Raw genomic sequence first — 25,606 nt, 5'->3', positions numbered from 1 at the left:
CCGGGAACAAGCCAATGACCTACCACCCCAAATCCGATTTCATGAATGTCATGATGACACGCGGCTTTTTGGCCGACTGTACGGATTACCAAGGGCTGGACGAGGCGTTGAGCAAAGGCGTTGTGCCCGCTTACATCGGGTTCGATGCAACAGCCAAATCACTGCACGTCGGATCGCTGATCCAGATTATGATGATGCGCTGGCTGCAAAAGACAGGCCACAAGCCGATCACGCTGATGGGTGGCGGGACGACCAAAGTTGGCGATCCGTCTTTCCGCGCGGACGAACGCCCTTTGCTGGGGCCAGATCAGATTGATGACAATATCGCCGGCATCAAACAGGTGTTTTCGGCATATCTGACCTATGGCGACGCGCCAACCGACGCGCTGATGATCAACAATGCAGAATGGCTGGATGGTCTGAACTATCTTGATTTCCTGCGCGACATCGGGCGGCATTTTTCGATCAACAGGATGCTGTCGTTTGAAAGCGTGAAGTCCCGGCTGGACCGCGAACAGTCGCTGTCATTTCTTGAATTCAACTACATGATTTTGCAGGCTTATGACTTTTTAGAGCTGAACCGCCGCTATGGCTGTTTGCTGCAAATGGGCGGGTCTGATCAGTGGGGTAACATCGTCAACGGGATCGACCTGACCCGTCGTGTGCTGGATCAAGAGATTTATGGATTGACCTCACCTTTGCTGACCACAAGCGACGGCAAGAAGATGGGCAAGTCACAGTCAGGTGCTGTCTGGCTGAACGCTGATATGTGCGCGCCTTATGAATTCTGGCAGTTCTGGCGGAACACAACCGATGCCGACACGGGCCGTTTCCTTAAGCTTTATACAGAGCTGCCGATCGAAGAATGCGAGCGCCTTGGCGCGCTGGAAGGGTCTGACATCAACGCAGCCAAGATCATTCTGGCCAATGAGGTCACAACCCTGCTGCATGGTGCGGCGGCTGCGCAAGCGGCTGAGGCGACGGCGCGCGAAGTCTTTGAGAAAGGCGGCGTTGGCGATGACCTGCCAACCCTGACCCTTAGCGCCGATGATCTGGGCGACGGTATTTCCATTGTTCAATTGATCGTCAAATCTGGCCTTGCCAAAAGCGGCAAAGAGGCCAAACGCCTGATTGCCGAAAATGGGGCCAAACTGAACGACGCGCCGCTGCACGAAGCCGGGATGATGATCGACGCTGACGCTTTGTCCACGCCGATTAAACTTAGCGCGGGCAAAAAACGACATGCGCTGGTGCAATTGGGCTAAAGCAACAGCAAGTCTACAAACAGGATCGTCACAGCGACCGGAAATGTCATGATCACCGCAACAAGCGCGGCCCCAAGGGGTGTTGGTCGGGGGGCTGGCGCCTGAACGCCAGAGACAGAGTTGTTTCGCTTTTTCATAGCTTCATTAACCCGCGTTTAGGTTTCAAATGGCTTAACGGGGCAATGAAATCTGAAGTGTCCCTGCCCTTGCAACAACACCCTTATTTTGCCGCAGCGCTGCGGCGGTTGGGCCGGTCGGTGGCGTTTGTCGATGTGGCGGGTGCTGCGCCAGTTTTGACTGTGCGGCAATTCGGGCAGCGTATGGCGTCGCGCGGGCCGGTCTGGCACGGCGACCAGCATTGGGACGCGTTGAAAGGCGCAAATCTGCGGATGATCAACGCGGATGCGCCACAAGACGCGGCCTTGCGCGCGGCCGGGTTTCGCCGGCTGATGACCAATGCCTATGTTGCCGAACTTGACCTGACAACAAGCGCTGATGATCGCATCGCTGCGATGAAACCCAAGTGGCGTCATGCTTTGCGAAAGGCGCAGTTAGCGCCGCTTTTTCTGGCGGAACAGCGCTACAACCTCAATACACATGCGTGGCTTTTGCTTGCGGACCTTGCGCAACAACGCATCAAGCGGTTTCGCGGGCTGCCCCATGACCTGATCAATGCCTATGCAACGGTTGCACTAAAGGATGTCCGCGTGCTGATCGCCTATGAGGCCGATACGCCAATCGCGGGCATGTTGTTTTTGTTGCATGCACCCGTTGCGACCTATCACATTGGATGGACCAACGCGCGTGGGCGGGCGCTTTCGGCGCATCACAGGATGATCACCCATGCCGCAGATCACTTTGCAGATCGTGGTTTTGAAAGGTTGGACCTTGGTCTGGTGGACACGGACACCGCCCCAGGCCTTGCCCGGTTCAAGATCGGCACAGGCGCACGGGTCCGCCCGTTGGGTGGGACATGGTTGCGTCTTCCCGGGTGTGCGAGGTGACGCACAAATACGGTTGCGCTAACCGCGCCCATGCCTGAAGTTGCAAGGAAAGCGCCCAAGAACACAGGCCCAGCAATGTCGACCTATTTTGTCTATGACGTCTTTACCGAAACGGCCTTTGGCGGCAATCCACTGGCGGTCTTTCCTGATGCAACAAGCATCGCAGAAGACAAACTGCAAAGCATTGCGCGCGAATTCAACTTGTCGGAAGTGACCTTTGTCTATCCGCCACATAACCCGGACCATACCGCCAAGGTTCGTATTTTTACACCGACCATGGAAATCCCTTTTGCAGGGCACCCCACCATCGGCACAGCCACCGCCCTGCGCGATGAAGGCCATAACGGCGCGATGATCCTTGAACTTGGCGTCGGGTCTGTGCCATGCGTTTTTGAAGACGGCAAAGCGGCATTTACCATCGCTGCACCGCTTGAACGACTGGCGCAACCAGACACACAGTTGATCGCGGCGGCATTGGGTGTGCCTGATGACGCGATTGTCACAACGACGCATGCACCTGTGCAGGCCAGTGTCGGGCTTCCCTTCGTATTGGTCGAACTGCGGCACAAAGATGATCTGACCGCCTGCGTCCCGTCATTGGAGCATATCCGCGAAGGTGCCACAAAATACCCGGCAGGCTTTGATTTCGCGATATTCGCTTACGTGCGTGACGGCATGCAGATCGACGCGCGGATGTTCGCGCCCATCGATAATATCCCCGAAGATCCCGCCACGGGAAGCGCATCAGCGGCATTGGCGGCATTGCTGACTGAAACCTTAGGCCAGAACCTGACCCTGCATATCGTGCAAGGCGAAGCCATGGGGCGGCCATCCGACATCACAGCCACGACAAAACATGCCAATCCGGTGCCTGTGACCATCAGCGGGCATGCGGTGCGGGTGATGGAAGGGGTTCTTCTGGCCTAATCCACTGGAAACCAGCCGCCTGCGCCGCTATCAGTGGCAGTAACACACCATGAGGCCGGTATGACGACAACCATTCTTGAACGCTGCGAGGCCAACGGGCTGCGGATGACGGATCAGCGGCGCACGATTGCAAGCGTATTACAGGACGCTATTGATCACCCCGATGTGGAAGAGCTTTATAACCGGGCGGCGGCGGTCGATCCGAAGATTTCACTGGCGACGGTCTATCGCACCGTCAAGCTGTTCGAGGAAACCGGCATCCTGGAAAAGCACGAATTCGGCGACGGACGCGCCAGATACGAGGCGGCTGATCGCGACCACCATGATCATCTGATTGATGTGCACTCTGGCGCGGTGATCGAATTCGTTGATCCCGAAATCGAAGCCTTGCAGGAACGGATCGCCGCCAAGCTGGGCTATCGTTTGATGGGTCACCGGTTAGAGCTTTATGCCGTGCCGCTGACAGACAAGGATAACTGAGCTTGGACAATATCCGCGGCGCGGCCTTCATGGTCTTTGCGATGTTCTGCTTTGCGGTGGAAGACGCGCTGATCAAGCAATTGGCAGGCACAATCCCTGCCGGACAGGTCCTTGGGACCATTTGCTTAGGCGGTTTTTTGGCATTTTTGGCATGGTCCGCGATCAAAGGCCAGACGCTTTGGCAACCTGCCTATCTAAACCCCAAAGTCGTTTTGCGCAGCCTGTGCGAAGTGATTGGATCGTGCTTTTTCGTCTCTGCCTTGGCCTTGATCCCGCTAACGACAGCCTCGGCCGTTATTCAGGCGACCCCTTTGGTTGTTGCGATGGGGGCCGCTCTTTTTCTAGGTCAAGGTATCGGTTGGCGCAGGTGGCTGGCAATTATCGTAGGCTTTGTCGGCGTGCTGATCATTATTCGCCCCGGGATGGAGGGGTTTGTGCCTGCCACCCTTTTGGCGGTTGGCGGCATGTTCGGCCTTGCCACGCGTGACCTGATCACACGCAGCCTGACGGTTCAGGTGACGGGGCCGCAACTGGGCATTCACGCCTTTGCGCTTGTGACACCCGCGGCCTTTGCGTTGGTGCTTTTGCAAGGGCAGACATTTGTGGCACCTTCGCCAACTCAGTGGGCATGGTTGGGCGCAGGCGTTGCCATTGGCATGCTGGCCTATCTTGCGATTATTACAGCCACGCGCGGCGGAAATGCCGGGATCATCTCATCCTTTCGCTATAGCCGCATGGTATTTGCGCTGATCATTGGATACGTTGTTTTTACCGAAATTCCTGATGCACCAACACTTATCGGGGCTGCAATCATCATCGCATCTGGCATATATACATTGTGGCGCGAAGCCCGTTTGCGCCGCGCTTCCCTTGCGTCACAACCCGCGTTATAGAGCGGTTGATACCGCTAACATCCCTCCCAAAGGAGCATCCCATGAGCACGATCATCGACATTCACGCCCGCGAAATTCTGGACAGCCGGGGGAACCCCACGGTTGAGGTGGATGTGATCTTGGAAGACGGCACAATGGGCCGTGCGGCGGTACCATCAGGCGCATCCACTGGCGCGCATGAGGCCGTGGAAAAGCGGGACGGCGACAAGGGCCGCTATATGGGCAAAGGCGTGCTTGAGGCGGTGGCCGCTGTAAACGGTGAGATTGCCGAAGCGATCCTAGGTTTTGACGCGACAGAACAAGTGGCCATCGACATGGCAATGATTGAACTGGATGGCACCCATAACAAGGGTCGTCTTGGGGCGAATGCCATCTTGGGCGTGTCCATGGCCGTCGCCAAAGCAGCCGCTGATTTCACAGCACAGCCATTGTTCCGCTACATCGGTGGCACCTCTGCGCGCACCCTGCCCGTCCCGATGATGAACATCATCAACGGTGGCGAGCATGCCGACAACCCGATCGACATTCAGGAATTCATGATCATGCCGGTCAGTGCGGACAACATCCGTGAGGCCGTGCGCATGGGATCCGAAGTGTTCCACACGTTGAAGAAAGAACTGTCTGCCGCAGGCCACAACACTGGCATCGGTGATGAGGGTGGCTTTGCCCCCAACCTTGCCAGCACACGCGATGCACTTGATTTTATCATGACGTCGATCAAAAAGGCAGGCTATGCGCCGGGCAAGGATATCTACCTTGCCCTCGATTGTGCAGCGACAGAATACTACAAGAACGGCAAATACGAGATGGCGGGCGAAGGTGTGTCGCTAACGTCGGAAGAAAACGCAGCCTACCTTGCGAAACTGGCTGAAGATTACCCCATCATCAGCATCGAAGACGGCATGTCAGAAGATGACTGGGACGGCTGGAAGGCCCTGACCGATATGATTGGTGACAAGGTGCAGTTGGTCGGTGACGATCTGTTCGTGACCAACCCCACCCGTCTGGCAGACGGGATCGCCAAAGGCTCTGCCAACTCCATGTTGGTGAAGGTCAACCAGATTGGCACATTGACAGAGACGTTGCAGGCCGTCGATATGGCGCATCGTGCGCAGTTCACCAACGTCATGTCACACCGGTCTGGTGAGACTGAGGATGCAACGATTGCAGACTTGGCAGTTGCTACCAACTGCGGGCAAATCAAAACCGGGTCCCTGTCCCGCTCTGACCGGCTGGCGAAGTACAACCAGTTGATCCGGATTGAGGAATTGCTGGGCGAAACAGCCGTTTATGCAGGCCGGAGCGTTCTAAAAGGATGACCCTTTCGGCGGGTAAATATGATGTGCCTGCGGACCATATCGCGACGGTGATCACAACGCTTGAAATGACAGCGCCGACAATGGCAACGCGCCTGCCCTTTCCAGACGGCATCAGTGCACGCAAAGAAGACCTGGCTCTTGATGCGTTTCGCGCGCTCTTTCGCAAGATCGGCGCGCCATGGCTTTGGACATCTGGCCTGTCAAACCCGGATGACGACATCATCGCAACCCTGACGGACCCGAACGTTGATTATTGGATCATCTACAAGGGCCAAGACGCCATCGGCCTTGTCGAGCTTGATTTCCGCGAGGCAGGCACCTGCGAGCTTGTGCTGTTCGGGATGGTGACTGATGCTACAGGACAAGGGCTTGGGCGTCCGATGATGGCGCTGGCACAGTCAGAGGCTTTTGCGCGCGACATCACCCGTTTTCACGTCTGCACCTGCCATCTGGATTCACCGCAAGCACTGCCCTTCTACCTCAAGGCCGGCTTCACCCCGGTCGCGCGCACGGTCGAGGTTTTTCCTGACCCACGTCTCAGCGGCCATCACACGCGTGATACAGCACCGCATATCCCCTGCTTATTCGCCGGACAAAATGAGTGATCTGATAACGGCCTTGGGACCGACGCTGGTCCATGTGACCCCGGCCAGCAACCTACCGCTGATCCGGCAATACGGGTTGATGCCTGCCGCACAACTGGCCGCGCGCGCTGATCAGGATGCAAGCGACATCATGCTGCGCAAGGATCGGCGCGTCGTACAAACCGACTTTGGGCGCTGCACTTTGAACCATCAAAAACCCATCGTGCATGGCACAGTAAAACAAGGGCAAAGCCTTGATGGGATATCACGCGAAGATTGGGCGCGGCAACTGGATGAACGCGTATTTTTCTGGCCCGGCAACAAGGGCCACGACTTTGCAAAAAGCATCGCCAGCGACACAGCGACAGCCACCATCAACATCAGCACCGCGCGGTTTTTAGAGCGTTTTGCTGGTCAGATTGATCTGGCTCCCATCAATACCGGCAACTTTCGCCAAGGCGGGGCCAATACCCTGCGCGGAGACTGGATTTACGTGCCTGCAACAGATGGATATCAGAGCTTTCGCAAAAACCGTCAGGCGCGTGGTTTGGTGAAGACACCCGATGTCGTCAAAGAAATCTCATTGCGCGGTGCAATCAGCGCGGATGATCTGGCTGACCTGCGCGTTGATCTCTGACACCGCACAGCGCAGAAAGGATACCATGACCGCCGACGATATCATCGCCCAGCTTGACCTCGCCCCTCATCCAGAGGGCGGGTATTATCGCCAGACATGGATCGCCGAAAATGATGGGCGGGCCACTGGCACGTGTATCTATTTCCTGCTGAAAGCGAGACAGGAAAGCCATTGGCACGCAGTTGATGCGGTTGAGATTTGGCATTACTACGCTGGTGCGCCATTGATCCTGTCGCTGGCACCAACGCTTAAAGGGCCTGCAACGGATCACAGGCTTGGGCCTGATTTGGCGTACGGCCAATTGCCCCAAGCCATCGTTCCGACAGGTCACTGGCAAAAGGCCGCGACCACTGGCGACTGGACGCTTGTGGGCTGCACCGTATCGCCGGGGTTTCAGTTCAACGGTTTCACCCTCGCTGATCCCGGTGTTGATATTCCGCGCTAGCCGGTTGGCCCGTCGTAGAACTGATCTTCTTCCGGCATTTCGCCTGTTTCCAGGATTTGCATCATCTCGGCATTCATCGCCGCCTCGCGTGGTCCAAGGATTTCCTGTACGCGGGCGATATAGGCCTCATTCTCCATCACTGGAATGTTGGGATCATAGGCATCGGCAAGCGTGATCATCGAAGACCGATCAGCGCGGTTGAACGCATCCACCATCATCAGCGCGCGATCCTTGGGAATGTTCAGCGCCTCAAGTGCCGAACGACCCATGCGTAAGGAACTGTCATAAGTCTCGCGGATGATGTCGCGGCAGCCAACGGCCCAAAGCTCATAGACATGGTGCCTGTCCACGGCGCGCGCAATGACATGGACATGCGGCGCGGTCGTATGCACATAGCGGACCAATTCTGTCAGCTTGTCGCGATCATCAATGGCTGCGACAAAAACCTTGGCATTTTGCAGACCAGCCGCCTGCAACAAATCAGGACGCGTGGCATCACCATAGTAAATACGCGCCCCGAAACGGCGCATATTTTCAAGGTGCTGCGCGTTATAGTCAATCACGGTGAGGTTATAGCCAGCAGCACTCAGAATGCGGCGGACCAAACCACCAATGCGGCCACCGCCCGCGATAATCACTTCGCCCTGCTCTTCAATTGCGTCTGCTTCGTCATCGACAGCCACAGTATAGCGCGGCACGATCACCCGGTCGTAAAAGATGAATAAAAGCGGGGTCAGCATCATCGAAATGGCAACGACCAGCAGCAACTTATCGGCCAGAAGTTGCGGCAAAATCGCGTTGCTGACAGAAAATGACAGCAGCACAAAGCCAAATTCGCCCGCCTGCGCAAGGCTAAGTGCCAAAAGCCAGCGATCCGCGCCGCGCAGTTTGAACACAACGGCCAGAATGCCCAGAACGGCGGCTTTCACCCCGATCAATATCACCGTCAAGCCCAAGATCAGCATCAGGTTGTCGGCCAGTAGCGTGAAATTAATCGCCGCACCGACCGTCATAAAAAACAGCCCCAATAACAAGCCCTTGAAAGGGTCAATGTCCGATTCCAGTTCATGCCGATATTCGCTGTTGGCCAAGACAACACCGGCCAGGAAGGTGCCCAAGGCGGGTGAAAGGCCCACCAAAGACATCAAAAGGGCGATCCCAATAACCATCATCAGCGCAGTTGCGGTAAACAGCTCGCGCAGGTTTGCCCCGGCGATGAAGCGGAAAATCGGGCGTGTCAGGAAACTACCCGCCCCCACAACCGCAGCAATGGCCACGATGTTCACCAGCGCGGTTTGCCAACCGTTCAGACCGGCAACAAGGCTCATCCCGGCCCCATGATCGCCATCACCGTGATCATCGGTGGCATGTGCGAGGTCGCCTGCCATATCAAGTAGTTCTGGCATCGCCATCAGGGGCATCAACGCCAGCATTGGGATGACAGCGATGTCTTGGGCCAACAGAACGGCAAAGCTGGATTGCCCGCCATCGCTTTTCATCAGACCTTTTTCATTAAGCGTTTGCAATACGATAGCTGTGGAACTTAATGCTGCAATAAGGCCAACAGCCAATGCCACCGTCCAACCCAGACCAAACAGCATGCCGATCCCCATGATCGCCGCTGCCGTCAGCCCGACCTGCCCGCCACCCAGCCCAATCAGCTGACCCCGCATCGCCCAAAGCCGTTTGGGTTCCAATTCCAAACCCACAAGGAACAGCATCATCACCACGCCGAATTCGGCAAAATGCTGGATCGAGATCACATCAACATTCAGCACCGCCAAGACCGGGCTGATCACAATACCTGCGATCAGATACCCCAGCACAGACCCAAGACCCAACCGCGTGGCAATTGGCACTGCGATGACACCTGCGATCAGAAAAATGAAGGCCAGCAGCAGAAAGTCGGTCATAGTGATGTCCCCTCGTTTACAAAATCATGCACGGCGACGGCCATCATTGAAAGGCGAAACAACACGCCCTGACCGCTGACATAAAAAAGGGGGAACCGAAGTTCCCCCTGAGTTTCGCTGATCAGGCTCACTCATTATGTACCGCTCGGTTTATTTGCCTGCGGCCCAATCCGCGTCGGAGCGAGCGTACCCGCTCCGAAGCTCTGTTATCAGAAATGCACTTCCAAATTAAATTCGGGCGTTAATCCATGACCAAACTGACTTTTGAAGCCAGCCAGCATGTCCGCCTGCCACCAATTTGGTTACAAATATTCGGTCGTCGTCATCTAAAACCTTGCGCAATTTGTCGCTGACAGCACTCGCAGAACTTGTGGTCGAAACAAACCGTACCGATTCCAAACCCGGGTCATGCGTGTTGGTATACGTTTCAATCTGCTTTATTAGAGCAGCTCGCGCAGTGTTATATTTTGTTCCTTCTTTGTTTATATTCCACGCCACCAAATAGACAGCCATACTGGCCTCCACTTACTCACAGGAAACCCAAAAATCTTGGGGATAAATCCTGTATGTTAAAGCACGTCATTGATCCAATAACTGTTTCAATGTCTTGCTCACTACTGCTGCCAAATTGGTTGCAATAGCTTGCCCGCACCGCGCTATGATGCGGGAAAAGCTGGGGTCAGTGGTAGGACACTGACCCCAACCCTCAATTTCTTAGCTACACCCAGACGTGCCGCCACAGGTGTTGCACTTCATGCACGTCCCGTTGCGCACCAGCGTGTAGTTGCCGCATTCACCGCAAGGATCGCCCTCGTAGCCCTGCATTTTGGCTTTGTCGCGGGCAGAGATCGTTGTGGCCGTCCCTGTTGCGACGACGCTTTCGGTGACAACGCTGACTTCTGGCACCAGTGTTTGCAACGCAGCCGCCGCATCTGTGCCTGCTGCCAGTGCTGTCGCACCCATGCCGCCCTGCAAGACAACCAAATCCTGTGGCATCCGCTTGCGCAGGTAACCGGTGGACGAGATTTGCTTGAGCACTTCCAATGACCGGGTCGCCGCATTTTCGGTCGGGGCCTGTACGTTCGACACGCCCTCTTCCTCGCCACGGCCTACACTGTCGAAGGAGGCACCCTCTGGCTTGACGTGCGCCAGGTCGGTCCGGTCAAGGTAGGACACAGCCAATTCGCGGAAGATATAGTCAAGGATCGACGTTGCATTCTTGATGCTGTCGTTGCCTTGCACCATGCCAGCCGGTTCGAACTTGGTAAATGTGAAGGCATCCACGAACTCTTCCAGCGGCACGCCGTATTGCAGACCAACCGATACCGCGATGGCAAAGTTGTTCATCATGGCCCGGAAACCGGCGCCTTCCTTGTGCATGTCGATGAAGATTTCGCCCAACTGGCCGTCTTCATACTCGCCGGTCCGCAGATAGACCTTGTGGCCCCCAACGATGGCTTTCTGCGTATAGCCTTTGCGCCGTTGTGGCATCTTTTCGCGCTCACGATTGCGCACTTCCTGAACGATGATCTTTTCGACGATCTTTTCGGCCAGAACAGCCGCCTTTTCGTGGTGGTTGCCGGTTTCCAATGTCTCTTGCGCGTCTTCGTCATCTTCAACAAGGGCAGCGGCCAATGGCTGGGATAGTTTGGACCCATCACGGTAAAGCGCGTTGGCTTTCACACCCAAAGACCAAGACAACTCATAGGCTTTCTGGCAGTCCTCAATCGTCGCATCATTCGGCATGTTGATCGTTTTGGAGATCGCACCAGAGATGAACGATTGTGCCGCGGCCATCATGTAGATGTGGCTGTCAACGCTCAGATAACGCTTGCCTTTTTTGCCACATGGGTTGGCGCAGTCGAACACGGTCATGTGTTCGTCCTTCAGGAACGGCGCACCTTCCAGCGTCATGGTACCGCAAACGTGGTCGTTGGCCGCATCAATGTCCTGCTTGGAATAGCCAAGGTGGCGCAGCAGATCAAAGGTTGGGTCGTTCAGCTTTTCGGCAGGAATACCCAGCGTCTTGGTGCAGAACTCCTCGCCCAGCGTCCACTGGTTGAAGACAAAGCGGATATCAAAGGCCGAAGCAAGTGCTGCTTCAATCTTATCCAGTTCCGCCTGACCAAAGCCATGCCCGATCAGCGATGTGTGGTTGATTGCAGGCGCCTGCCCGATGGACCCGTGACCCACCGCATAGGCGATAATCTCTTCGATCTGCGCCGATCCATAGCCCAGTTTTTCAAGGGCCGCTGGGACAGATTGGTTGATAATCTTGAAATAGCCGCCACCGGCCAGTTTCTTAAACTTCACCAATGCAAAGTCGGGCTCGATCCCTGTTGTATCGCAATCCATGACCAGACCGATGGTACCAGTTGGCGCGATGACAGAGACCTGCGCGTTGCGATAGCCGTGCTTTTTACCCAGCTTCAGCGCTTCATCCCAGCTACCAACGGCCAGTTCGATCAAACGCTGATCGGGGCAGTTCGCGTGGTCCAACGGTACAGGCTTCACATCCAGCTTGTCATAGCCATCTGCCTTGCCCAAGGCCGCCTGACGGTGGTTCTTGATCACGCGCAGCATGTGCTTGCTGTTCTTCTTGTAACCGGGGAACGCACCAAGTTCGCCCGCCATTTCGGCGGAGGTTGCGTAAGACACGCCAGACATGATCGCGGTCAAGGCTGCACCCATCGCGCGGCCTTCATCGCTGTCATAGCCGAACCCCATGTTCATCAACAAACCGCCGATGTTGGCATAGCCCAGACCCAATGTGCGGAAGTCATAAGACCGCTGCGCGATTTCCTTGGACGGGAATTGCGCCATCATGACCGAGATTTCCAACGTCACGGTCCACAAGCGTGTCGCGTGCATGTAATCTTCGGCTTGGAATGTGCCATCCTTGTAGAACGTCAGCAGGTTCATGGACGCAAGGTTACAGGCGGTGTCATCCAGGAACATGTATTCAGAACAAGGGTTTGAGCCACGAATTTCGCCGTCTTCTGGGCATGTGTGCCATGCATTGACGGTGTCGTGGTATTGAATGCCCGGATCGGCACAGGCCCATGCGGCGTGGCCGACTTGTTCCCACAACTCGCGCGCTTTGATGATCTTGGCAACTTCACCGTTACGGCGGTTGATCAGTTTCCAATCGGCGTCGTCTTCGACGGCCTTCAAGAACGCATCCGTGACGCGAATGGAGTTATTGGAGTTTTGGCCAGAGACAGATGAATAAGCCTCAGAATCCCAGTCTGTGTCGTATGTCGGGAATTCAATGCTGGAATAACCCTGCTTTGCGTAGTCCAGCACGCGCTTGATATAAGTTTCTGGAATAGCGGACTTTTTGGCGTCCTTCACAGCAGATGCCAGCGTTTCGTTTGTCTTTGGATCATAGGCGGATACTTCTTCGCCGTCCCACGATTTGATTGCCGCAAAGATCGCGTTCAGGTAACGCGCGTGCATCTTGGAACCCGCGACGATGGACGCCACTTTCTGCTCTTCGATGACCTTCCAGTTGATGAATTCTTCGATATCAGGGTGATCCGCGTCAACGATCACCATCTTGGCCGCACGGCGTGTTGTGCCGCCCGATTTGATGGCACCGGCGGCGCGGTCACCGATTTTCAGGAAACCCATCAGGCCAGATGATTTACCACCACCGGACAAGGCTTCGCCGTCACCACGCAGGGAGGAAAAGTTTGTGCCTGTGCCAGAGCCGTATTTGAACAGACGTGCTTCACGAACCCAAAGATCCATGATCCCGCCTTCGTTGACCAGATCGTCGCCAACGGATTGGATAAAACACGCGTGCGGCTGTGGATGCTCGTAAGACGACGTTGATTTTGTCAGCTCACCGCTTTGGTAATCCACGTAGAAGTGACCCTGTGCCGGGCCATCAATGCCGTAGGCCCAGTGCAGCCCGGTGTTGAACCACTGTGGGCTGTTGGGGGCAGCGCGTTGCGTCGCCAGCATATAGCGCATCTCGTCAAAATAGGCTTTGGCGTCAGCTTCGGTTGTAAAGTAGCCACCCTTCCAGCCCCAATATGTCCATGCACCCGCCAGACGATCAAAAACTTGCTTGGCAGATGTCTCACCACCAAAGGTCGCACCCTTAGCTGGCTCTGAGCGCCAAAGAAATTCAGGCACACCCTTTTCTTTCACGCGCTTCACTTCAGAAGGCACACCGGCTTTGCGGAAATACTTCTGTGCAATAACGTCCGAGGCTACTTGGCTCCAGCCTGCCGGGATCTCGCAGTTGTCGAGTTTGAAAACTATCGTGCCATCAGGGTTTCGAATCTCTGATGTTGTCGATTTGAATTCAAGCTCTCCATAAGCGCCTGTCTTGGCTTTGGTAAAACTGCGGTCAATTTTCATTGGTCTGCCCCATATTTTATGCGCCGACGTTGCGGCATTTGTCTCAACACTGCCGCTGTCACGGCGAAAAAAACGCAAGAACTCTGTTCATTTTAAGATCACGAACATCAGCCTGATCAACGATCAGACGTTCGTGATTGAGCACGATGTATTGCGCGCCCGCCTGCTGAACTGTCCCCTTACCGCTACCACATATTGTGTCGTGGTCGCCGGCCCGCACAACGTGACGCATCTAGCCCTCGTGGGTCAACGGATTTTTAACACAAAATATGGATTTATTCAGTTGACGTGTCAGCCGGGACATGGGCCGTGATCGGGTCAGGTGATTCACGCACATAGTTGTCCACAATGGGCCGTTCTTTCCCATCGAAAAGAAAGCGTTCAACTTCGCAAACTTAGCTGAAATGGTTCAGCCGATACTTCAACACCGGCGATAGCGGAGCGTGGTTCTTCTGACGTGTCAAAGCGATCGTCGGCATCGTCAGGAATCACGTTGCCAGTTTATCACAACCCTCAACAGTCACGATCCCGCAATCAGCGAAAATGAAACCAATCTCACAACCTGCGGCATGAGTAACGTCAGATCGTAGCTGCCATGTAGTGCCGTTACAGCACGATATGATGTGCCACGCCTTGACGTCTTCTGCCAAGTTTATCCTTTAATTTCGGTCTTTTCGTCGTCCAAACCGCACAAATTGACCCTACGTCGCGGTTTTTCGCTTAGTTTTTGTTGACTGCACGAACCGAGTGCTGTTTTGAAGGTTAAGGGGGCGGCAAATTTTTTGGTTTGGCAACCTTAGTACGTAAAACAAATAGTGAATTGGAGAATACCAATGAAGAAATTTTGGGTCATACTTGGCGCACTTATCGTCGCAGGCGTTTCCGCCTACGCCGGTGGTTTGGCTGATGCCATCACAGAAACAGTGCCAGTTATGGCAGATCCTGTCGAAGCAGAGTCAAGCGTTCCAGCTTGGGTTATCCCAGCGGCAATCATCGCTGTTCTGATCGGCGTCGCTGTTCTGGCTGACGACGATGATGACGACGATGGTAGTGAGCCTACCTAAAACGATTGGCTTACAACTTGCGCAAAGTGTTTCGAATTTGATGTGACGTCACATTTAAGAAAACCTCTTATCGCAATCGGAATATGTACGCGGCAGCGCAACGCGCTGCTGCGTCGCCTTTTGGAGAGTATTTGGGAACAACCCCAACCTTCAAATTTCGACGTCACAATCATTATCGTCGATAATAACGATGCGCCGACTGTGTCTGATGATGTTATCAACCTTGCTCCAAAGTTTCCCATACTGCTGATCCACGAACCGCAAGCCGGCCTCGTCAACGCGCGAAACAGGGTGCTAGACGCTGCAACAGATGCAAACGTGGAATGGCTGATCGGCGTAGATGACGATGAAACCGTCGCAAAGGACTGGCTGAAACAGTTCATCATTGGCATTGAAACCTTGGATGCGCCAATTATCGTTGCGGCCAAAAAAATTGTATATTCTCCCGATACGACGCCGTACCTTGAACAACTGCAGGTTCCCCAGACACCCGCCGGTGAGATGACCGTTGTTCATTCCACCGCAAATTTTGCTATGCAAAATACTGTCTTTGATCCAAAGTTTGGGCCCGGTTTACGGTTTGCGGGGGAAATGAACCAGATCGGCGGCGAGGACTTTGAACTGATGTTGCGGGCAAAATATGCGTATGGCCTGAAGGCTGTGAAATGGCCGTATGCGATAGCGACAGAAGTAAGCGAAGGCACGCGCACATCCCTGCGATACTATTTCAAACGGCGAATGATGGATCAGGTATCGCGGTATCAGGTCGCAGCGATGCAAGCCAAAGCCGGATATCGCGGAAGCCGGGCTCGTAATGCGATGCGCATGTTAACTTTAACAAATCGCTTTGCCATCTTTGGGACAGGTTTTGTTCTGTATGGCATCATGCGCCGACTGACGGGACAACCCAATGGCCGCGTTTTTATCGGCAAGGGCATTCTGAGCTGGGCACGCGCGCTTGCTGTCTTTCATTACCTATTTGGTTTGCATACACCAATCTACGGTTCAGGGGTCAACGCTGACCGGACGAGTGCACGCTAGGCCACCAAAACAAACACGTGATGTCACTCATATATATCTTCTGGATTTCGTCTAAATGGTCGGGGCGGAGAGATTCGAACTCCCGACCCTCTGTTCCCAAAACAGATGCGCTACCAGGCTGCGCTACGCCCCGGACCATGGCGTGTCTCTAAACGCACCAAACTGATTTGAAAAGCCCTAACTGTCAGTCTTTTCATCGCAAGGCAAAATAGCGTCCGCACCAAAGCTGGGATGCTGCATAACGGCACCTTCTGACAGACCCAGGCGTGCCGCTAGCCCGCCGTTGATCTCAAGCACCATCTGCACCCCTTCTCCACCGGGGATCGGGGTCAAATCGCCGGGTATGGCGTTTTCGTGGATGCGCAAGATCTCACCATCGGGCGCTGCAAAGATCAGATCAAGCGGGATAAGTGTGTTCTTCATCCAGAAACTCACACTTTGTGGTCGCTCATACACAAAGAGCATGCCTGACAACGTCGGTAGCTCTTCGACAAACATCAGCCCTTGGGCCCGTTCCTGCGGATCATCAGCCACATCGATTGAAAATGTCGCCTGCCCGAAATCACCCTGCACGGTCAGCTTGTCATCAGCGCAAACCGCCCAAAGCGGTTGCGCCAGACACATCAAGCTGCACGCAAGCAGGGCAAGCTTCACTTGGCCGCGGCCTCCCAGCCGATCACCTCGATCGCCATGCGCCCGCGTTCGCCGTCAACCATGCGAATACCAATCGCTTCGCCTGATTGCAGGTCAGACAGACCTGACCGGCGCAACACCTCAACATGCACAAACACATCTTCATTGTTGCCAAACACATTAGCAAAGCCAAAGCCTTTCGCCTTGTCAAACCACTTCACCCGCGCAGGCTCAATCGGCTTGCTGGCGATATCTTCCGGCGAAAATTCGACCATATCGCGCAGCGGCAGGCTTTCTTCGGTTTCAGGTGGGGTGATGGAAAGCACTTCAGTGGCCTGCAAGCCCCGCTGCGTATCTTGCACCATGATTGAAATAGCAGAGCCGTCTACAACAGACCCCTGCCCATAATTCCGAAGAACGTTGGCGTGCAGCAAAATATCTGGCCCACCCTCCTCAGAGACGACAAAACCAAATCCCTTCGTGGGATCAAACCATTTTACCTGTCCAAGCACTTGACGTTGAGTGCCGGCGTCGTGCGTTTCCATCTTGTATTCCTTTTGAACAGCGGCACCCTCAGCGTCGCTATCCATTGTTGTCTCATCGCGAGATCTCGATAGTAGGTCCATTTACTCTCTTCCTCTTCCCTGTCCCGAGGGATTTAAGGTGAGAGACGCATGACCTCCCAATCTTGATCAACTTCACTACGCGACCACCGAAACCGGTCGTGCAAACGAAATGCGCCGTCAGACCAAAACTCAATCTCCAGAGGCACAATCCGGAAACCGCCCCAAAAAGGTGGCCGTTCGGGGTCCGCACCTTTTTGTACTGTTACTTTAGCTACATCTGCCATCAAGGTCGCACGCGACGTCAACGGCTGTGATTGCTGCGATGCCCATGCGCCAATCCTGCTCTTGAGTGACCGGGATTTGTAATAGGCATCGGCGATTGGACCATCCTCTTTCGAGGCCAGTCCCCGCACTCGTATCTGTCTGGCAAGTGATTTCCAATGCAGAACAAATGCAGCTTTGCCAGACTGGGCGATTTCTTGCCCCTTCCTGCTGTCATAATTAGTGTAGAAAACAAAAGCGTCCATCTCAATATCTTTGAGGAGTACCATACGCACGTTGGGCATGCCATCCGCATCGACTGAAGACAACGCAATCGCGTTAGGATCATTAGGTTCAGTACGGCTCGCATCATCAAGCCATTGCTGGGCAATAGTAAACGGGTCAGAGCCCGCAAAAATACCGTCACGGTCAGACATGTCTGATCCCTAATCAAAACCCCCTCCTGCAAGCTAAGAGTAAACCTGCACAGTGGCAAGCATTTTGCGTCTTTGTTCAGATACTTGCCGCATCGCAAGCAATCGCCTAAACCGGCAACATGCCGATGGCCAAACAACAAAGGAATGCAAGCGATGACATCTGATCTTATGAAGGGCAAACGCGGCCTGATCATGGGGCTTGCCAATGACAAGTCAATCGCCTGGGGGATCGCAAAGGCCTGTGCTGACGCCGGCGCAGAGCTGGCATTTTCCTATCAGGGTGAGGCACTTAAAAAACGTGTTGGCCCGCTGGCAGAGTCGGTCGGATCGGATATTGTTCTGCCTTGCGATGTGGGCGATGAAAGCTCGATTGACGCGCTGTTTTCGGGGCTGGAGGCGCGCTGGGGCAAGTTGGACTTCATCGTCCATGCCATTGGTTTTTCAGACAAAAGTGAACTGCGGGGTCGCTATGTTGACACAACACGCGGCAACTTTCTGACCTCGATGGATATCTCGGTTTATTCTTTCACGGCCGTCGTGCAGCGCGCCGAAAAGATGATGACCGATGGCGGATCCTGCCTGACACTGACATATTATGGCGCCGAAAAGGTCATGCCACACTATAATGTCATGGGTGTAGCCAAAGCGGCACTTGAAGCATCCGTCCGGTATCTGGCCGAAGATTTGGGCAAGGATAAGATTCGCGTCAATGCTATCAGCGCTGGCACGATCAAGACGCTTGCCGCCTCTGGCATTGGCGATTTTCGACTGATCATGAAGTGGAACGAATACAACTCGCCACTGCGCCGCACGGTGACACAAGAAGAGGTGGGGAATTCCGCCCTGTATCTGCTGTCTGACCTCGGCAGCGCGGTCACAGGCGAAGTTCTGCATGTCGATGCTGGTTATCATGTTGTCGGCATGAAAGCGGTCGACGCACCCGATATCACCAAGGAATAAGGACGCCACAGTCATGACAGATCGTCTTCCGCATGAAAAAGGGTTTCACATCAGTTGGGATCAAATCCATCGCGACAGCCGCGCGCTTGCGTGGCGACTTGACGGGCAAGGGCCTGACAATGGCGCGTGGAAAGCTGTTGTTGCAATCACCCGCGGCGGGATGGCCCCTGCCATGATTGCAGCACGCGAGATGGATATCCGCACCGTCGATACCATCAGCGTCAAAAGCTATGATCATCAGGACCGGTCCGAAGCGAAGGTACTGAAAGCCCCTGATGCGGATCTGATGGGTGATGGCACCGGCATCCTGATCATTGATGATCTGGTCGACAGTGGCAAAACACTGGAATTGGTGCGCGAATTATACCCCAATGCCCATTTCGCAACAGTCTATGCCAAACCAAAGGGCCGCCCACAGGTCGACACGTTCATCACCGAGGTCAGCCAAGACACATGGATCTTCTTCCCTTGGGACATGGCGCTGCAATATGTCGAACCTTACCGCGGCAAGGACTAATCCCCTTCTCATGTTCAAAAATACCTCCGCCGGAGGCACCTAAAAATAGAATGCGGCGCAGCCGCTCCTTTTGGATAACGCTATGAACCAGTCGCGCACCACAGCCACTTTCGCGCCACCGGTGATGGAAGCGCGGCGCTGGTTGGACGGTGTCACGCATCCAGCCGATCGCCCCTTGCTGAATGTCAGTCAGGCCGCGCCGGTCGATCCACCCCCCACCCGCATGCGCGAAGCGATGGCGCAGATTGTCATGCATGATGCAGAGGCGCATCTTTATGGCCCTGTTCTTGGCTTGCCAGACTTGCGCGCTGAAGTGGCGGCACAATGGACGGTCAGCTATGGCGGCACTGTCACTGCCGATCAGGTCGCCATCACGTCGGGCTGCAACCAAGCGTTTGCCGCCGCAATCGCAACGCTTTGCGCCGAAGGTGATGACGTCATCATCCCTGTGCCCTACTACTTTAACCATCGCATGTGGTTGGATATGTCAGGCGTCAGAACTGTGCCTTTAATGACAGGCAAAGGGATGATCCCCAACGCCACGGACTGCGCCAAACTGATCACCGAAAAGACCCGCGCCATTGCTTTGGTCAGCCCCAACAACCCGTGCGGGGTGGAATATCCGGCAGAGACACTCAGCGCCTTCCGCGATCTGGCCCGCGCGCATGGCATCGCGTTGATTGTTGACGAAACCTACCGCGACTTTGACAGCCGCACCGGCGCGCCACATGACCTTTTTGCCGATTCCAATTGGGACGACACGCTGATCCAACTTTATTCCTTTTCAAAGGCTTACCGGCTAACAGGTCACCGCGTTGGCGCCGTGGTCGCAGGAACGGCGCGATTGGCCGAGATTGAAAAGTTTCTCGATACCGTCACGATTTGCCCCAGTCAATTGGGACAACGCGCGGCCCTTTGGGGCATGCAAAATCTGGGCGATTGGCTGGCTGGTGAGCGTCTTGAAATCCTCGACCGGCGCGCTGCGATTGAAGACAACTTTCATCTACTTGCAGACAAGGGGTGGAATTTGCTGGGATGTGGCGCCTATTTCGCCTATGTCCAACATCCTTTCGCCATGTCATCGGCTGATCTGGCCCCGCTATTGGTGCGCGAAGCGGGTGTTCTTCTCTTGCCCGGCACCATGTTCATGCCATCTGACCTGCCCGGCGGTGAACGCCAATTGCGCATCGCCTTTGCCAACATCGACCGCGCCGGTGTCGAGACGCTTTTCAACAGGCTGTCATCGCTCGAACTCTAACACTTGCACCCCTGCGTCTGCCTGCGTATTCAGGCGCAAACCAGCGGGTGGAGCGGTCAGCACATGGCAGAGAAAAAGAAACCACGTTATGGCGCGTGGATCATCGTCGGCGTGATCCTTTTGGGTCTTGCAGGCTTTGGCACAGGCGGGCTCAGCGGCAATATCCGCAATATCGGCACCGTGGGCGACAAAGACGTGACAGTCGTGTCCTATCAACGCGCATTGAATGAACAGATACGCGCCCTGTCGGCGCAGTTTGGCCAGCAGATTTCCTTTCAGCAGGCACAGGCTTTTGGAATTGATCAGGTCGCCCTAAGCCAAGTCGTCCTCTTGCGCACGCTTGATAATGAAGCAAGCGAACTTGGTATCTCGGTCGGGGATGAACGCGTCTTTGATCGCTTGCAGACGATCCCTTCTTTTCAGGGTGCAGGTGGATTTAACCGCGAAACCTATCGTCTATCATTGCAGCAATCGGGGCAGACTGCCGCCGAGTTCGAAAACGGTATTCGCGAAGAAACCGCACGTACCTTGCTGCAAGGTGCCGTTGTCAGCGGGGTCCCTGCCCCGGATGCCTATGCCGATGCGCTGGTCCAATTCATCAGCGAAACCCGCAGCATTACGTGGGCCGTTGTGGACGCCGGCGATCTGACAGCGCCTGTGCCCGGTGCGACCGAAGCCGCACAACAAGAATATTATGACGCTAACCCGGCTGAATTCACCCTGCCTGAAAGCCGCGATATTACTTATGTCTGGCTCACGCCGAACATGATAATTGACGATATGGTTGTGGCCGATGCAGCGGTCGAACAGCTTTATAACCAGCGCATCGCCGAATTCGTTCAGCCTGAACGCCGTTTGGTGGAACGACTGGTCTACCTCAGTCAGGATCGCGCGGCTGATGCGATGGCCCGTGTCAACGCCGGTGAAGCCACCTTTGAAGATCTTGTCGCCGAACGCGGCCTGCGCCTGACCGACATTGATCTTGGCGATGTCAGTCAAGACGACCTCGGCAGCGCAGGCGAGGCTGTGTTCGCCGCTGAAACAGGCACAGTTGTCGGCCCGTTCAATTCGCCGCTTGGCCCTGCACTTTTCCGGATGAACGCTGTGCTGGCCGCGCAAGAAATCCCGTTGGAAGAAGCCGCACCCAGATTGCGCGATGAACTGGCCACTGACGCCGCGCGCGAATTTATCAATAGCAGCGCCGATCCGATTATCGACTTGCTGGCCGGTGGGGCCACCATGGCCGATCTGGCAGAGCGTACAGATATGCGTCTTGGCACCATCAACTGGACACCCGATAACACCGACGGCATTGCCGCATATGATGCCTTCCGCCGTGAGGCTGCCGCCGTTCAGGACGCGCAGTTCCCGGAAGTGTTTGATTTGGCCGATGGCGGTATCTTTGCGCTATCGCTGGATGGTATCGTGCCGCCGACATTGCAACCGATCGAAGATGTCCGTGATGCGCTTGCCGCCGCGTGGCAGGCCCAGGCACAGCAAGACGCCATTATGGCAAAAGCGGAAGAAATATCCGCTGATATCTTGCCGTTGACGGGCTTTGACACCCTTGGGCTGGACCCCATTGTGGAAGAAAACCTGACCCGCCGCACCTTTCTGGAAGGTACGCCACCCAGCTTTAACGATCAGGTCTTTGAAATGGCGGTTGGTGACGTGCGCGTTCTGGACGCCGAAAACCGTGCGCTGATCGTCCGCCTTGATGATATCGCGGCCCCCGACCTTTCTGACGAAGCGGTCATTGCGCAGCGTGATGCTGTCGCGGAAAATACCCGCGCTGGTATCGCCCAAGACATATTTGATGCCTATGCAACAGAGTTGCAGCAGCGCACAGAACAGCGCCTGAACCAGCAAACCATCGACGCGGTCAACGCGCAGCTGCAATAGGCGGATCTATGGCTCTTTTGCCCGATTACGACAGTTTCGCCCAAGGGTATGACGCGGGCGGCAATCAAATTGTCTATACTCGGATCGCCGCTGATCTGGACACACCGGTGTCCTTGATGCTGAAACTGTCTGGCGCTGGCAAAAATGCCTTCATGCTGGAAAGTGTAACCGGCGGCGAAGTGCGCGGCCGCTATTCCATCGTGGGCATGAACCCGGATTTGATCTGGGAATGCCGGGGCACTGCGTCGCGGGTCAACCGCTCTACCCGGTTTGACGAAACCGCGTTTGAGCCGATGGATGATGATCCGCTCACTGCGCTGCGCGCCTTGCTTGCCGAATCGCGCATTGATTTACCCGGCGATCTGCCTGCCGCCTCGGCCGGGCTTTTTGGCTATCTGGGGTACGATATGATCCGGCTGGTCGAACATTTGCCGGATGTGAACCCTGATCCCTTGGGCCTGCCTGATGCAATGATGCTGCGCCCGTCTGTTGTGGCGGTTCTGGATGGTGTGAAGGGCGATGTTATTCTTGTCGCCCCTGCCTACGTGAACTCTGGCCTGTCGGCGCGCGCGGCCTACGCCCAAGCCGCTGAACGCGTCATGGATGCGCAGCGCGCACTGGAACGCCCCATGCCCAGCGAAGCGCGCGATCTGGCAGAGCCTGCCCCTGTGGTCCCGCCTGTGTCGAACTTTGCCCATGATGCCTATCTGGATGCGGTCGAACAGGCCAAAAACTATATCAAGGCCGGTGATATCTTTCAGGTCGTCCCGTCACAGCGCTGGACACAAGAGTTTCGCGAACCACCCTTCGCGCTTTATCGGTCACTGCGCCGCACGAACCCGTCGCCGTTTATGTTTTTCTTCAACTTTGGCGGTTTTCAGGTCATTGGGGCCAGCCCCGAAATTCTGGTGCGTGTTTTTGGTGACGAAGTCACCATTCGCCCGATTGCAGGTACACGCCCGCGCGGTGCCACACCCGCAGAAGACAACGCCAACGAAGCTGATCTGATGGCAGACGAGAAAGAATTGGCAGAACATCTGATGTTGCTGGATCTGGGCCGCAATGACACCGGCAAGGTCAGCAAAATCGGCACAGTGCGTCCGACCGAACAGTTTATCGTCGAGCGCTACAGCCACGTCATGCACATCGTCTCGAACGTTGTGGGGGAATTGGCTGACGACCAAGACGCGCTTAGCGCTTTCTTTGCTGGGATGCCCGCCGGAACGGTGTCAGGCGCCCCCAAGGTGCGCGCAATGGAGATTATCGACGAGCTGGAACCTGAAAAGCGTGGCGTTTATGGCGGCGGTTGCGGATATTTCAGCGCCAATGGCGACATGGATATGTGTATCGCGTTGCGCACTGCCGTTTTGCAGGACGAAAAGCTATATATTCAGGCCGGTGGCGGCGTTGTCTACGACAGCGATCCAGAGGCTGAGTATCAGGAAACGGTCCATAAATCGAACGCGATCCGTAAAGCCGCGGCAGATGCCACGATGTTTCGTAGCAGCGGAAATTAACTGCCTTTAACCTTGCTGCGTGCGCAAAAGCACCGCAGATACCGGCGCAATCTCTAACGTCTCGCGATCAATATCAGCGGCCCAGTCGCGTAACGCTGCGAGCGTTTCTGGCGTCACGCGCCCCAGCAAGACTGCCGTTCCGGTCTGGCGCGCACGAAAGGCGGCCTGATCAAGCGCACGCAGGATCATGCGTTGATCCTCGCCTGCTCCGTCAATGTCGCGCTCAATCGTTGCGGCTGACACGCCAGCCTGATCAGCAGCCCGTGCAGCATTGCTTAGCCCCCGCTGCACAGTCACAAACCCATACCCATCCGAGGCAAGAATTTCCATCACCTGCGCCGTCACCGCCCGGTCTTGCATGGCACCGGTGCCGTCGGAAAAGAGCATTGCAACCTCGGGCACAAGCCCCCGTGCGGCCTCAAACGCGACTTCAACATCGGTCGGTTGCGCACCGGGCGGCAGTTCCGCTTGCATCGCGACCTCTACCCCGGCGGCACGATAATCTGCCGCCAAATCAGTTGAGACAGAAGAAAGGGCGTTGACCGCCACGGTCGCAACAAACCCAAGCTCCGCCACGGCAGCGGGGGCGTCTGCCATCTGACCATCATCAATCAGAATGACCGAAATCAACGCGGTCGCCTCGGCCGGATCAAAGGGAACACCATATCGCAGCAAGGCCGGGGCGTCGTCGGCAATTTCATCAACCGCCGCAGGCTCCGCGATTTCCGGCTGTGGCTCTTCTTCGGTCGTGCCAGGTCGATTAATGCGCACGGCCGTATTTGTCGGCGGCAGCGCATCCGCCACGATTGCCGTTCCCTGCTGTGATGTATTTTCTTCGGCAACATCAGTGGTCGTCTCTGGCACCCCAGCTGGGCGCACGGCATCTTGCGCAACGACTGTCTCGCTTTCGCCTGCATCCGGGGCCGGTTCCACCTCAACGACAGCTTCGTTGCTTTCAGCGGTATCCACAACTGGCGCGACTATGTCTGCGGCTGTCTCCTCCTCGACGACCTCTGGCACGGCGGTTGGGTCCGGGGCAGACGCGTCTTCAGCTGAAACAACATCGGTATCCTGTGCGACCAAGTCTTCTGTTGTCGTCTGCTCTGCCTCGGCCACCTCGTCAGTCGCTGTTGATGTCTCAGGCGGTGTCGGCTGTACCTCTGCGGGTGCTGTATCAACTGTGGGGGCCTCACTTTCCGCCGGTGGAGGCATCAAAGCCGTTTCCACACGCGGCACCGCTGGCGCGTCAATGCGACTGCCAAGCGCCACATCCGCCTGCGTTTCGGGCACTTCAATCGCGGCTGCAATATCAGCTGTCTGCGGCAAAGCGGCAGGTTCTGTCGACACTTGTGGCGCTGACCCTGCAACGTCCGTGGCATCGTCCAAAGGTGCGGCAGGCACAAATTGTGGCGTTTCATCACTGCTGGCATCAAATGCAACCGCTGGTCCCGGCGTGACAGTATCCAGCGCAGGCACCGATAGTTGCGGTGCGGCTGGCCCTTGCGCAAAGTTCGGTTGTTCACCCATCAGCGACGCGATGCTCAAGCCAGACACGCCCAACACCACACCCCAAAGACTACCTTGCAAGACGCCCTTCATCTGCCCAAACCCT

The 25,606-nt window shown here is 55.7% G+C and carries 24 protein-coding genes and 1 tRNA gene; 16 read left to right on the top strand and 9 right to left on the bottom strand.

What is annotated here, in order from left to right; translation table 11 throughout:
- Positions 1-14 precede the first annotated feature (14 nt).
- Positions 15-1,265, top strand: a complete 1,251-nt coding sequence (gene tyrS / locus RCCS2_RS12350; RefSeq protein WP_008234692.1) for a tyrosine--tRNA ligase — start codon at positions 15-17, stop codon at positions 1,263-1,265.
- Here the strand turns inward: tyrS and RCCS2_RS18580 are convergent.
- Positions 1,262-1,402 (bottom strand): hypothetical protein, encoded by a 141-nt coding sequence (locus RCCS2_RS18580; protein WP_008234690.1) that lies wholly within the window; start codon positions 1,400-1,402, stop codon positions 1,262-1,264. The genes tyrS and RCCS2_RS18580 overlap by 4 nt on opposite strands.
- A gap of 45 nt (positions 1,403-1,447) precedes the next feature.
- Here RCCS2_RS18580 and RCCS2_RS12345 point away from each other — a divergent pair, with 45 nt between their 5' ends.
- The 8 genes from RCCS2_RS12345 (at position 1,448) to RCCS2_RS12310 (ending at position 7,554) form a co-directional block, all read left to right on the top strand.
- Complete coding sequence (locus tag RCCS2_RS12345) at positions 1,448-2,269, top strand: GNAT family N-acetyltransferase (RefSeq protein ID WP_008234688.1); 822 nt, start codon at positions 1,448-1,450, stop codon at positions 2,267-2,269.
- Between the two features lie 75 nt (positions 2,270-2,344).
- The gene (locus tag RCCS2_RS12340; RefSeq protein WP_037294089.1) at positions 2,345-3,196 is read left to right on the top strand and encodes a PhzF family phenazine biosynthesis protein; all 852 of its coding nucleotides are present in this window, start codon (positions 2,345-2,347) and stop codon (positions 3,194-3,196) included.
- 60 nt (positions 3,197-3,256) lie between these two features.
- Complete coding sequence (locus RCCS2_RS12335) at positions 3,257-3,676, top strand: Fur family transcriptional regulator (RefSeq protein ID WP_008234686.1); 420 nt, start codon at positions 3,257-3,259, stop codon at positions 3,674-3,676.
- Between the two features lie 2 nt (positions 3,677-3,678).
- Entirely contained in the window at positions 3,679-4,569 is an 891-nt protein-coding gene (locus tag RCCS2_RS12330; protein ID WP_008234684.1) for a DMT family transporter, read from the top strand.
- A gap of 41 nt (positions 4,570-4,610) precedes the next feature.
- Positions 4,611-5,888 (top strand): phosphopyruvate hydratase, encoded by a 1,278-nt coding sequence (eno, locus tag RCCS2_RS12325; protein WP_008234678.1) that lies wholly within the window; start codon positions 4,611-4,613, stop codon positions 5,886-5,888.
- Positions 5,885-6,493, top strand: coding sequence for a GNAT family N-acetyltransferase (locus tag RCCS2_RS12320; protein ID WP_008234674.1), 609 nt, complete (start codon positions 5,885-5,887; stop codon positions 6,491-6,493). The genes eno and RCCS2_RS12320 overlap by 4 nt, the downstream gene beginning before the upstream one ends.
- Positions 6,486-7,109: a DUF7002 family protein gene (locus RCCS2_RS12315; RefSeq protein WP_008234673.1), complete on the top strand. Its 624-nt coding sequence runs from the start codon at positions 6,486-6,488 to the stop codon at positions 7,107-7,109. The genes RCCS2_RS12320 and RCCS2_RS12315 overlap by 8 nt, the downstream gene beginning before the upstream one ends.
- 25 nt (positions 7,110-7,134) lie before the next feature.
- Entirely contained in the window at positions 7,135-7,554 is a 420-nt protein-coding gene (locus tag RCCS2_RS12310) for a cupin domain-containing protein (RefSeq protein ID WP_037294177.1), read from the top strand.
- On the opposite strand, the gene RCCS2_RS12305 is transcribed toward RCCS2_RS12310, so the two are convergent.
- The 3 genes from RCCS2_RS12305 to RCCS2_RS12295 all read right to left on the bottom strand — a co-directional run bounded on the left by RCCS2_RS12305 (position 7,551) and on the right by RCCS2_RS12295 (position 13,838).
- Positions 7,551-9,467, bottom strand: a complete 1,917-nt coding sequence (locus RCCS2_RS12305; RefSeq protein WP_008234668.1) for a cation:proton antiporter domain-containing protein — start codon at positions 9,465-9,467, stop codon at positions 7,551-7,553. The two genes, RCCS2_RS12310 and RCCS2_RS12305, sit on opposite strands and share 4 nt — an antisense overlap.
- Before the next feature lie 228 nt (positions 9,468-9,695).
- Positions 9,696-9,980, bottom strand: coding sequence for a hypothetical protein (locus RCCS2_RS12300; RefSeq protein ID WP_008234667.1), 285 nt, complete (start codon positions 9,978-9,980; stop codon positions 9,696-9,698).
- A gap of 201 nt (positions 9,981-10,181) precedes the next feature.
- Positions 10,182-13,838, bottom strand: coding sequence for a vitamin B12-dependent ribonucleotide reductase (locus tag RCCS2_RS12295; protein WP_008234666.1), 3,657 nt, complete (start codon positions 13,836-13,838; stop codon positions 10,182-10,184).
- 833 nt (positions 13,839-14,671) lie between these two features.
- Here RCCS2_RS12295 and RCCS2_RS12285 point away from each other — a divergent pair.
- Together RCCS2_RS12285 and RCCS2_RS12280 are read left to right on the top strand one after the other, a co-directional pair.
- A complete protein-coding gene (locus RCCS2_RS12285; RefSeq protein WP_008234664.1) occupies positions 14,672-14,902 on the top strand; it encodes a hypothetical protein in 231 nt (76 codons plus the stop codon).
- A gap of 42 nt (positions 14,903-14,944) precedes the next feature.
- The gene (locus RCCS2_RS12280; protein WP_083791188.1) at positions 14,945-15,943 is read left to right on the top strand and encodes a glycosyltransferase family 2 protein; all 999 of its coding nucleotides are present in this window, start codon (positions 14,945-14,947) and stop codon (positions 15,941-15,943) included.
- A gap of 56 nt (positions 15,944-15,999) precedes the next feature.
- Here RCCS2_RS12280 and RCCS2_RS12275 read toward each other — a convergent pair.
- The 4 genes from RCCS2_RS12275 to pdxH all read right to left on the bottom strand — a co-directional run bounded on the left by RCCS2_RS12275 (position 16,000) and on the right by pdxH (position 17,840).
- Positions 16,000-16,076, bottom strand: a tRNA-Pro gene (locus tag RCCS2_RS12275).
- Between the two features lie 44 nt (positions 16,077-16,120).
- A complete protein-coding gene (locus RCCS2_RS12270) occupies positions 16,121-16,597 on the bottom strand; it encodes a DUF192 domain-containing protein (protein ID WP_008234662.1) in 477 nt (158 codons plus the stop codon).
- Complete coding sequence (locus RCCS2_RS12265; RefSeq protein WP_037294173.1) at positions 16,594-17,121, bottom strand: cold-shock protein; 528 nt, start codon at positions 17,119-17,121, stop codon at positions 16,594-16,596. The genes RCCS2_RS12270 and RCCS2_RS12265 overlap by 4 nt, the downstream gene beginning before the upstream one ends.
- A 113-nt stretch (positions 17,122-17,234) precedes the next feature.
- A complete protein-coding gene (pdxH, locus tag RCCS2_RS12260; protein ID WP_008234660.1) occupies positions 17,235-17,840 on the bottom strand; it encodes a pyridoxamine 5'-phosphate oxidase in 606 nt (201 codons plus the stop codon).
- Positions 17,841-17,993: 153 nt separating this feature from the next.
- Here pdxH and fabI point away from each other — a divergent pair, with 153 nt between their 5' ends.
- The 5 genes from fabI to trpE all read left to right on the top strand — a co-directional run bounded on the left by fabI (position 17,994) and on the right by trpE (position 23,994).
- Positions 17,994-18,800, top strand: a complete 807-nt coding sequence (gene fabI / locus RCCS2_RS12255) for an enoyl-ACP reductase FabI (protein WP_037294171.1) — start codon at positions 17,994-17,996, stop codon at positions 18,798-18,800.
- 13 nt (positions 18,801-18,813) lie between these two features.
- The gene (gene gpt, locus RCCS2_RS12250; RefSeq protein WP_008234656.1) at positions 18,814-19,317 is read left to right on the top strand and encodes a xanthine phosphoribosyltransferase; all 504 of its coding nucleotides are present in this window, start codon (positions 18,814-18,816) and stop codon (positions 19,315-19,317) included.
- Between the two features lie 82 nt (positions 19,318-19,399).
- Positions 19,400-20,575 (top strand): aminotransferase, encoded by a 1,176-nt coding sequence (locus RCCS2_RS12245; protein WP_008234654.1) that lies wholly within the window; start codon positions 19,400-19,402, stop codon positions 20,573-20,575.
- Between the two features lie 63 nt (positions 20,576-20,638).
- Positions 20,639-22,477 carry a peptidylprolyl isomerase gene (locus tag RCCS2_RS12240; protein ID WP_008234652.1) on the top strand — a complete coding sequence of 613 codons (1,839 nt, stop codon included), beginning with the start codon at positions 20,639-20,641 and terminating at the stop codon, positions 22,475-22,477.
- An 8-nt stretch (positions 22,478-22,485) separates the two neighbouring features.
- Positions 22,486-23,994, top strand: a complete 1,509-nt coding sequence (gene trpE, locus RCCS2_RS12235) for an anthranilate synthase component I (protein ID WP_008234650.1) — start codon at positions 22,486-22,488, stop codon at positions 23,992-23,994.
- Between the two features lie 6 nt (positions 23,995-24,000).
- Here trpE and RCCS2_RS12230 read toward each other — a convergent pair whose 3' ends face one another.
- Complete coding sequence (locus RCCS2_RS12230) at positions 24,001-25,593, bottom strand: divergent polysaccharide deacetylase family protein (RefSeq protein ID WP_008234648.1); 1,593 nt, start codon at positions 25,591-25,593, stop codon at positions 24,001-24,003.
- Between the last annotated feature and the right edge of the window lie 13 nt (positions 25,594-25,606).

The organism is Roseobacter sp. CCS2, assembly GCF_000169435.1.
Classification (GTDB): Bacteria; Pseudomonadota; Alphaproteobacteria; order Rhodobacterales; family Rhodobacteraceae; genus Yoonia.
The sequence above is the reverse complement of the archived record's forward strand: the minus strand, read 5'-3'. Positions and strand labels throughout refer to the sequence as shown.